Raw genomic sequence first — 8,909 nt, 5'->3', positions numbered from 1 at the left:
ATCCAGGTATCGAGCACATCTGTCTCAGGGATATACTGTGTACTGCCACATTTCGGGCATGGCCGTTTTGGAGTATCCACCGTCGGGTCAACGGGAAGCTCACTCTCCATCGGCAATATGATCTCTCCACAGTCCTTGCAGAACCAGACCGGGATGGGAGTGGCAAAGATACGCTGCCGTGAGATACACCAGTCCCACTCCATCTGGGAGATCCAGTTCTCCATTCGCAGGAACATATGCTCAGGATACCATCTGACCTCTTTTGCGGCCCGTAGTGCTGCTTCGTGGGGGATCTTCACAAACCACTGGTGCTCAGAGAGGATTTCTATGGGGGTCTTACACCGCCAGCAGGTTCCGACACGCTGCTCAAGGGGTTCCTGGCGGATCAGGATTCCCTCTGCCTTCATATCTGCGAGGATCGCTTCACGACAGGCAGTCGTATCAAGGCCTTCGTACTTGCCGGCTATACTGGTCATATGGCCGGTCTTATCGATTGCCTTTCGAAGCGGGAGATTATGAACCTTCCACCAGATGACATCTTGTTTGTCACCAAAGGTACAAATCATGACCGCCCCTGAACCGAAGGTGGGATCAACAGCCTCATCACAGATAATGGGAACCGTATGACCGAACAACGGGACCGTAAGCTGTTCACCGCTGCGTCCCTTGTATCGCTTATCATCAGGATGGACAGCAACAGCCACACAGGCAGCAAGCAGTTCCGGCCGGGATGTTGCGATCTCAAGCCCGGAGAAGTTGAAGTAATTCAGTTTTGTCGTCCGGTCGCTGTAATTGACCTCGGCAAACGCTATGGCAGTCTCACATCTGGGACAGAAGTTGACCGGGTGATCGGACTGATAGATCTGCCCTGCATGGTACATCCGCAGAAATGAGAGCTGGGTCTTACCGAAGTACTCCGGCATCATGGTGATATATTCATGACTCCAGTCAATGGAGAAGGCCATCCTCCGCATGGATGCCCGCATCTTTTTGATATTTCCTATCGTCAGCTCCCGGCACATCTCACGAAACTTCTGACGATCAACATCATTCTTTGTGATTTTGTGAATCTCTTCAACCTTTACCTCGGTTGGAAGGCCATGACAGTCCCATCCCTGGGGGAACATGACATTGTACCCTTTCATCCGCTTGTATCTGGCTAAAAAGTCAATATAACACCAGTTAAATGCATTACCGATATGAAACTCCCCGGTGGGGTATGGTGGTGGGGTATCAATGACAAATTGTGGTTTTTCAGAGCCCTCTTTGAAGTAGACGTCTTCATCCTTCCACGTCTGCTGCCATCGTGCTTCCACATCACGATATTCATAGGTTTTGGGAAGCTCCCGCAAGACCCGAGACATTGCCCATACGTTTGGGGGTAAAGGGTAATGTAGATGATGGAAAGTCAGTCCGTGGAGATCCCCAAAGTGGGGGTGTTGAAAAAAAGGTTATCAGCAGAGTGAGCCGATACCACACGATGGAATGCTGTCACGGGAACCAAACATTGATGAAGAGATGGGCACATAGGTATTCATCGCCTGTTCTTTCGCCCGTTGTGCCTCCTCTTTCCTCCCCAGTTTCTGCAAAACCCGTGAATAATTATTCCAGATATCTGAACCATACATGCCGAGGGATATGGCACGATCATATGCATATGCCGCCTCATTCAGTCTGCCAATGGAGGAGAGAAGATCTGCATACTCGTTCCAGAGTGCGGGTTGTGCATCCAAAAGCCGAAATGACTGGTTATATGCATCCAGTGCCTCTGAAGTCTTTCCTGCTTTCAAAAGGAATGCTGCATATGATGCATATGCACCGGCATCATCCGGGGTTAGAGAAAGGGTTTTGTTCATGGTATCAATGGCCTCTTTCGTCTTCCCAAGAGAGAAGAGAACCCCTGCCAGTTTCTTTAAAACCGGCGCAGACTCATTTCCGGCAAGTGATTCTCGGTATGCTGTTTCCGCATCAGACAGCCTCCCCAGGCCTGCCAGGACATCACCATAGGTGGCAAAGGTATCTGCATCCAGCGTTGTCTGTCCTTTCAGATCTGCATATGCATCTGCTGCATACCGCATCTCCCCGATTGCAGCAAGTCCCTCTGCCTGTTTTTTCAGGGAGCCGGCACTCAGCCCTTCTGAGGTCCTGGTTACCACGGTCTGTTTTGGTCGTCCACCTGTGGGACTGTCCCTGATGCTGGATGACCAGGGGATCACGTACACATAATCATAGGTGTAGGAGACATTCGCCCCGGGAAGTTCACACAGGCAGGTCGGATAGTACATGCCAAGGGAAGAGTAGGTATGATCCGTTGTGATCGCATGAGAAGAATTTCCATCCCCGAATGTCCAGGTGACTCTGTCACACTCCTCTCCTCCGGGAAAAGTAAAATAAACCTTCAGGGGATTTTTCCCTTCCGTCGGTGCATAGGTCGGTGCTGCTGATCCTGCGATCACCAGGATAAAAACAAGGGCGATGATGAGGGTTGTTTTTTGTATAATGATGTGAGTATTCCTGTCTGTCACAGGTTGTTCACCTTCGTATCCATCGGCTCCGGAGGTTATAGCGTTTTCATCTGTTCTGCAGAGATTTTATTCACTGAATAACCAAATACGTACCCTATGTTCGATACAGTGAGATGGATTGCATTTGCTCTGGCGGTTCTTCTCCTGATACTATCCCCCTATCTCCCACCTGGAATCCCCGGTCTTCTGGTCATCATAGCAGCCTTGTCCCTTTGGTTTAAGACCGCAGAAAAATGGCTGTCCATAGCACTTGGGGCGATCGGTTTTCTGGGTCTGATCGGCATTCTTCCGGTTTTTGTATTATATGCGGCGATCCTTATCGTTGCGACAAAGGAACTGGTTTTTTCCCTGACCGGTGGGAAAACCATCGAGTACGCGTTGTCCCTGATCTGTGGTCTTCTTATCACCGCATTTGTCATGGAGTATCTGGGTGTTTCGTCCTGGCTTTCTGCGGTTGTTGGAGCAACGGTCTGTGTTCTGCTCCATTCCATTCTGGGTTCACAGAAAAACGCGGTTGCCATTCAACTGGTCTCGGTTGCGATGGTTATGCTCCTCATTGAGGATCTTGAGTATGAGGCTGCTTTCCCGTTGGTCGGAACTGCTGTGGTTATTGCATTCGGGTTTAGTTATTTTGCCTACCGGCTGAAGACCGCTGACATTCCTGGACTCTTCTCTGCTGCACTTGTCGGAATAATTCTCATCGTTTTTGCGAATATTTCATGGTTTTTGATCATGCTTGCATTCTTCATTGTGGGGGCCATCGCTACCAAATATCAGATGGATTATAAAAAGAGCCTGCATGTAGAGGAGGCACGGGGTGGTGCGAGAGGCTATGTTAATGTTTTTGCAAACGGTCTGGTATCAGTCTGTGCTGCGATAGGGTACGGGGTGACACAGCATCCGGTCTTTGTAGCAGCATATCTTGGGAGTGTTGCAACTGCCGCAGCTGATACGGTCGCAGGAGAGATTGGCGTATGTTCCGGAAAACCACGCCTTATCACCACATTTCAACCGGTACCTGAAGGGACAAACGGCGGGGTGTCATTTCTTGGAGAAGTCGCCGGTCTCTTTGGGGCAGTTTTTATATCCGCATGTGCCGTACTGCTTGGTGTTGCTGATTTTTCTATATTTGTTGCCGCTATGATCGGTGGGTTTATCGGCACAAATCTTGACAGCCTGATTGGAGAGTTGTGTGAAAATAAGCATTGGTGGGGAAATGCAGGGACCAATTTCCTTGCAACCCTGGGCGGAGCAGTCATTACCGCCGTACTCTGGGGAATTTTATCCTTTTTTTCCGGATAATTACTTTTTAAATACTCTCATCTGGTCAATATCCTCTGGCGGCATGACCCATACCACATCAGTCGCGTCAAGGTAACACTCATACTTGAACGTAAACCAAAACGGGACCAGCAGGAATGTGACAAGGCCACAGACCAGAGCCGTTACGAGTGTCCCCTCAGGTCCAATGAGGTTTTGCCAGTCGGTCAGCGTATAGGTTGAAAACAACTCCTGCTGTTGTGTAAGATTCATACTGGTAAACTGTGTGAACCGTTCAGAAAGGATCGCACCCCAGAGGAATGCCCCACAAAGGGCTGTTATGATGGTCGCGATTCCACTGATGAGAAAGAACCATATCGCCGTAAAAATTTTGCCCGTTACCAGTTCCATGCTCCGTTTTAACGTATCAAAAATCTTTGTCCGTTCACACACGGCGACATTGTCGATGTAGAGCGAAAAGAGAAATGCAGGTATGCCAATCCCAAGCATAAGTCCGGTCAGAGCATAGGTGTCATCCCCGTATCCCATAATGGACAGAGGAACACTGAGAAGTACTGCCATAACAGCGACAATCCCGGCAAGAATGACGACCGGAAGGATGATTGGAAAATACCCGCGAAGACCGACGGTCATCAGCATCTTTGGGTTTATCTCATCATGTTCAAGATGATAATTTAAAATACTCAGAAAGAAAGGAAATGCAACAGCACCGAGCATTGCTATCTTTCCTGCAAGAAACATCCCGCCGGTGAACTCAAGCCAGATGACAAGGGCCGCAATACATCCTGCATATACACCGGGAATCCAGACAACCGGCCGTGTACGAAGGTGTCGGAATGTGTTTTTTATGCAAAATACAAGTAAATGGAACATCATCAACGATCCCGTGGCATTGCGACTATCTCACGTACCTGAAGATCAAAAAACCGCTGGGTATGCGACGGTCTGATCACACAGACGGTATCAACACCGCTGGCAGTTCCACCGAGAGCGATCAGTTCTTTGGTGACATCCACTGCTCCCTGATCTGCTGCAATCAAGGTACATTCAATGGCGACCTTCAGTCCGACTGCGATGATTCTGCGAAACGCTTCTGCAACAGCCTCACTTCGTGATCCCCCGGAAACTTTGGGAGAGGAAGAAAATGCGCGTTCCAGACCGGACAGGACATGAGTCCCGGTAATAATGGTCACCCCTGCTTTTTTCAGATCTGCAGCAAGTTCATCATCAAACTCCCAGACTCCAGGGGTGGAAAATCCGACAACATGGGTTACGATCACGAGCCGAAGGGGAGTATCCTTTAGTTCTTCGTATGCCACGCGGGCGGTCCTGCCACTCGTACTTGGCACAATAATCGTGGAAATTCCAAGTTCCTGTGCACGTTCAGCACCAATCCTGATTGCATCCCTGGTATTACCTTCACCTGGTTTATCAAAATAATACACTTTTTTGGTGCAGTATCCCATACATACCTGTTAGTTCGCACTGGGATTTGAGGACCATCTATGATAACCCTCGCACTTGCTGGAAAACCAAACTGTGGTAAATCGACATTATACCGGGCTGCAACGATGGCCCCGGCCGAAATCGCCAATTATCCGTTCACGACAATTGATGCAAACCGGGGGGTTGCCTATGTCCGGGTTCCCTGTCCGTGTACGAGTCTTGCGCACCGGTGTGGCGTTTGCACTGATGGTATCAGATATATTGGTGTCCACCTGATCGATGTTGCCGGCCTTGTGCCCGAAGCACATACCGGGAAGGGTCTGGGAAACCAGTTCCTTGATCACCTCCGGCAGGCTGATGCTATCATCCAGGTCATTGACGCGAGTGGGAGCACCGACATTGAGGGAAATCCGGATAATCCGGGGACCCATGATCCCCTTGAGGAGATCCCCATGCTCAAGACCGAGATGGCAATGTGGTTGCATGGAATCATCGAGAAGCACTGGCCAAAGATGCAGCGACAGGCCCAGTCCAGATCATTCTCGATTTACACCGGTCTTGCCGAGATCCTGGCCGGCCTTTCCATACGGGAAGAGCATGTTATGGAGGCTGAGCGTGAGGCAGGAATTGATCTTCGGCTGACTGCCGCCGCTGACCTGATTGAGTTCTCCAAAATCCTCATGCGGGAAGCAAAACCGATGATCGTCGCTGGTAATAAGGCAGACCTGGCCTCACCTGATATGCTTTCCCGGGTGAAGAGCTCAGGTGCCATCCCAACGTCGGGTGCTGCTGAGCTTGCTCTCCGGACCGCCGCAGCATCACACCTGATCTCGTATCATCCCGGTGATGCGACATTCTCAATCCCTGATGAGGGAAGACTCAGTGAGGCCCAGAAAGCCGGTCTTATGAAGATGAAAGCATACATGGATGAGCATGGGGGAACCGGGGTGCAGGAGATCATCAACCGGGCAGTCTTTGAACTGCTGGATATGATTGTTTTGTATCCGGTCGAGGATGAGACGCACCTGACCGACGGGCAGGGACGGGTGCTTCCTGATGCCTTTTTGATGAAGAAAGGTTCAACACCTCACGATCTCGCCTATCAGGTGCATTCAGACATCGGGAAAGGATTTTTGTATGCTATCGATGCAAAAACAAAAATGCGGATAAAAGAGAGTGCGGTCTTAAAAGACGGTGACATTATCAAGATCGTCAGTACAGCGAAATAAATCCGCATCTTTTTATACTAATGAGATAATAGTATGGATTATCTATGGGCGGCGAGGTGTATCAGGCCCAGGTTTTAAAGAATTTCTTTGACACGATCACGGGTACCGACAGGAATCTTACCCGGATATACATGTGTGTCATCAGCCTCGCCAAGCTACGCGGTGAAGATGTGGAGACGATCGGGCACCTGGTTGAGCAGTTAAAACAGAGCAAGGTGAAAAAGGAGCTCTCTATTGATGTGCTGGATTACATGTGCAGTATCGCATCAGAACTTGAAATAACTGCGGTAAAGACTGCATTTGGTGTAAAAGAAATATCAGAGGTTGTTCAGGACTTTGACTCAGTCAGTCTGGACAGTCTGTAATCATTTTTCTTCCGCTCTTTTGAATCTGTTATACTCTTAAATGTCCGCAGATCCTACATACTCGATATGAAGGTCTGTATTATGTGCGGCGGCGAAGGAACACGTCTTCGTCCGCTTACTTTTGAACGCCCGAAACCATGTATTTCAATCGTCAACAAACCTTCAATAGAACATCTGGTATCCCATCTCTCAAACCTCGGATTTCATGACATCATTATCACGGTAGGATACAAGAGCGATGCCATAGAGCAGGCTCTTGGAGACGGAGCCCTGTTTGGTGCCAGGATCAGTTATGTGTATGAGGAGTCAAAGCTCGGAACAGCCGGAAGTGTGAAAAATGCCCGACATCAGCTGGGAGAGAAACCCTTTCTGGTTGTCGGCGGGGATCATCTCACTGACATCAATCTTCTGGAGTTTTACCGCGACCATCTGAAAAACTCACCGATTATTACAATCGGCCTTATCAGTGTGGATGATCCGTCCGAGTATGGTATTGCGGAGATTGATGTGGACAACCGGATTCGCCGGTTCAGAGAAAAACCTGGGCCTGGAGAGATCTTCTCAAACCTTGCCTCAACCGGTATGTATGTGTGTTCTCCGGATATCTTTGAATATATCCCGGACGGTGTGAAGTTTGACTTTGCAAAGAATCTCTTCCCGCTTTTAATGGAAAAAGGGATGATTCTTGACGGCTGGCTTGCCAGGGGTAACTGGTCTGATGTCGGTAGTCCGGCCTCCTTACGGCAGGCTGAAAAGTGGCTCCTCCAGGAGATGAGCTATGCAAATATCTCCGGTGACATGGATATCAAAAATGCCCATATCCAGGGTCCGGTCGACTTTGGTGGATCTATCTATGTCGGATATAACAGCAGGATAATCGGACCGGTTGCCATTGGAAGCGGGACATCGATCGGTGATAATGTTCTCATAGGGCCGTACACATCGATCGGAAAGAACTGTATCATCCGCAATAATGTCAGAATACTCTCCTCGTCGCTCTATAACCGGGTGGTCATCGGCCAGGGAACGTCTGTTTCCGGAGCGATCATCGATAATGATGCAATGATAGGCGATTCATGCAGCATTGAACATGGATCTGTCGTCGGACCCAGAACGGTCATCAGAAACAGGATCACAGTCCACTCAAATATTCGGATATGGCCGGATATGGTACTACCTGATGGTACAGCCGTGACCGAACATATGCTGAACGATGCTTATGATACCCGGTGTGAAGGTTCCTGAGTATCCGGGTTAACTGACCCTATTCCTCCGAACCGGTGTGTTCCTGCAATAAGCGGATGGCGGGCATAGTCCATGATCTGAATATCATCAATGGTCTTCAGGTTCATCGCCTTTGCCGTCCGTTCAAGACCCAGTTCAAGATCCTCCATGATCTCAATGATATATGCCTCCAGGATCTTGATCCCAAGCCGGCGTGCTGCAACCGCCCGGTGATGTCCATCAACCAGAATAAGACGGCCGGGTTTTTTTATTACGATAACCGGTTCGGCAAGCCCCTTCTTAATCTCGTAAATCCGACCCTCCAGTTCGTCCATATAGATCCGAGACTGGGTGGGAAGGAGCATATTGACTTGTACCGGTCCTTTTGAGAGGTGTGGCTTTATTTCATGGAGCCGCTCGATAGTGTCCATCAGCTTATAGACTTTTTCAGGAGAGACATGCTCTATCTGGGATCGCACCACGTCGGTGTTTGAGATGATTCCTAACAGTTCATTTTTCTCATTTACGACCGGCAGTTTCTGAATCCCGGAGCGGATGATAACCCGTGCCACATCACTGATCGCCATCTCCGGGTCAGCAACGATGAGATGGTGACTCATGATCTCTTTGACCGGCGTATCCGGATGCACAAAGAGAAGATCTCGTGCAGCAATATATCCGACAACAATATTTCCGTCAACCACCGGAAACCCGTCATGAGAGGTGACCTTGATTGCATGGATGACCTCTCGCGCGGTCGCCGTCAGGGCGATCGTGTCCACGTCGGTGGTCATGTAATCACGGACCCTCTTTTTTTCCATACGAATCTACTTACCCTT

Annotated in this window: 9 protein-coding genes; 4 read left to right on the top strand and 5 right to left on the bottom strand. The window is 49.4% G+C overall.

Translation table 11 applies throughout. From position 1 onward, the window contains the following. Positions 1–1,364, bottom strand: a 1,364-nt coding sequence (locus PLA23_RS04525; protein WP_324474175.1) for a class I tRNA ligase family protein, incomplete at its 3' end; no start/stop codon positions are given. Between the two features lie 90 nt (positions 1,365–1,454). Continuing rightward, positions 1,455–2,525 (bottom strand): hypothetical protein, encoded by a 1,071-nt coding sequence (locus tag PLA23_RS04520; protein ID WP_324331891.1) that lies wholly within the window; start codon positions 2,523–2,525, stop codon positions 1,455–1,457. Between the two features lie 96 nt (positions 2,526–2,621). On the opposite strand from PLA23_RS04520, the gene PLA23_RS04515 reads away from it, so the two are divergent. Beyond that, positions 2,622–3,827 carry a TIGR00297 family protein gene (locus PLA23_RS04515; RefSeq protein WP_324331892.1) on the top strand — a complete coding sequence of 402 codons (1,206 nt, stop codon included), beginning with the start codon at positions 2,622–2,624 and terminating at the stop codon, positions 3,825–3,827. Here PLA23_RS04515 and PLA23_RS04510 read toward each other — a convergent pair whose 3' ends face one another. Continuing rightward, entirely contained in the window at positions 3,828–4,682 is an 855-nt protein-coding gene (locus PLA23_RS04510) for a hypothetical protein (RefSeq protein WP_324474174.1), read from the bottom strand. Next, entirely contained in the window at positions 4,682–5,272 is a 591-nt protein-coding gene (locus PLA23_RS04505; RefSeq protein ID WP_324474172.1) for a pyruvate kinase alpha/beta domain-containing protein, read from the bottom strand. Before PLA23_RS04505 ends, PLA23_RS04510 begins: the two co-directional genes overlap by 1 nt. 39 nt (positions 5,273–5,311) lie before the next feature. Between PLA23_RS04505 and PLA23_RS04500 the strand changes: the two genes are divergently transcribed. The 3 genes from PLA23_RS04500 (at position 5,312) to PLA23_RS04490 (ending at position 8,091) form a co-directional block, all read left to right on the top strand. Continuing rightward, on the top strand, positions 5,312–6,481 hold the full coding sequence (locus tag PLA23_RS04500) for a redox-regulated ATPase YchF (protein WP_324331237.1): 1,170 nt from the start codon (positions 5,312–5,314) through the stop codon (positions 6,479–6,481). Between the two features lie 44 nt (positions 6,482–6,525). Continuing rightward, the gene (locus tag PLA23_RS04495; protein ID WP_324331238.1) at positions 6,526–6,846 is read left to right on the top strand and encodes a hypothetical protein; all 321 of its coding nucleotides are present in this window, start codon (positions 6,526–6,528) and stop codon (positions 6,844–6,846) included. A 66-nt stretch (positions 6,847–6,912) separates the two neighbouring features. After that, positions 6,913–8,091 (top strand): nucleotidyltransferase family protein, encoded by a 1,179-nt coding sequence (locus tag PLA23_RS04490; RefSeq protein ID WP_324331240.1) that lies wholly within the window; start codon positions 6,913–6,915, stop codon positions 8,089–8,091. On the opposite strand, the gene PLA23_RS04485 is transcribed toward PLA23_RS04490, so the two are convergent. Next, a complete protein-coding gene (locus tag PLA23_RS04485; protein WP_324331242.1) occupies positions 8,064–8,891 on the bottom strand; it encodes a CBS domain-containing protein in 828 nt (275 codons plus the stop codon). The genes PLA23_RS04490 and PLA23_RS04485 overlap by 28 nt on opposite strands. Positions 8,892–8,909: the final 18 nt, after the last annotated feature.

Source organism: Methanospirillum sp. (assembly GCF_035406105.1).
Taxonomy (GTDB): domain Archaea; phylum Halobacteriota; class Methanomicrobia; order Methanomicrobiales; family Methanospirillaceae; genus Methanospirillum.
Note: the sequence above shows the minus strand (reverse complement) of the source record. Positions and strands in the feature narration are given on the sequence as shown.

Excerpts from the sequence above, each read along its gene's own strand:
- PLA23_RS04515 (WP_324331892.1), top strand. The coding sequence starts at position 2,622 with ATGTTCGATACAGTGAGATGGATTGCATTTGCTCTGGCGGTTCTTCTC.
- PLA23_RS04510 (WP_324474174.1), bottom strand. The coding sequence starts at position 4,682 with ATGATGTTCCATTTACTTGTATTTTGCATAAAAAACACATTCCGACAC.
- PLA23_RS04505 (WP_324474172.1), bottom strand. The coding sequence starts at position 5,272 with ATGGGATACTGCACCAAAAAAGTGTATTATTTTGATAAACCAGGTGAA.
- PLA23_RS04500 (WP_324331237.1), top strand. The coding sequence starts at position 5,312 with ATGATAACCCTCGCACTTGCTGGAAAACCAAACTGTGGTAAATCGACA.
- PLA23_RS04495 (WP_324331238.1), top strand. The coding sequence starts at position 6,526 with ATGGGCGGCGAGGTGTATCAGGCCCAGGTTTTAAAGAATTTCTTTGAC.
- PLA23_RS04490 (WP_324331240.1), top strand. The coding sequence starts at position 6,913 with ATGAAGGTCTGTATTATGTGCGGCGGCGAAGGAACACGTCTTCGTCCG.
- PLA23_RS04485 (WP_324331242.1), bottom strand. The coding sequence starts at position 8,891 with ATGGAAAAAAAGAGGGTCCGTGATTACATGACCACCGACGTGGACACG.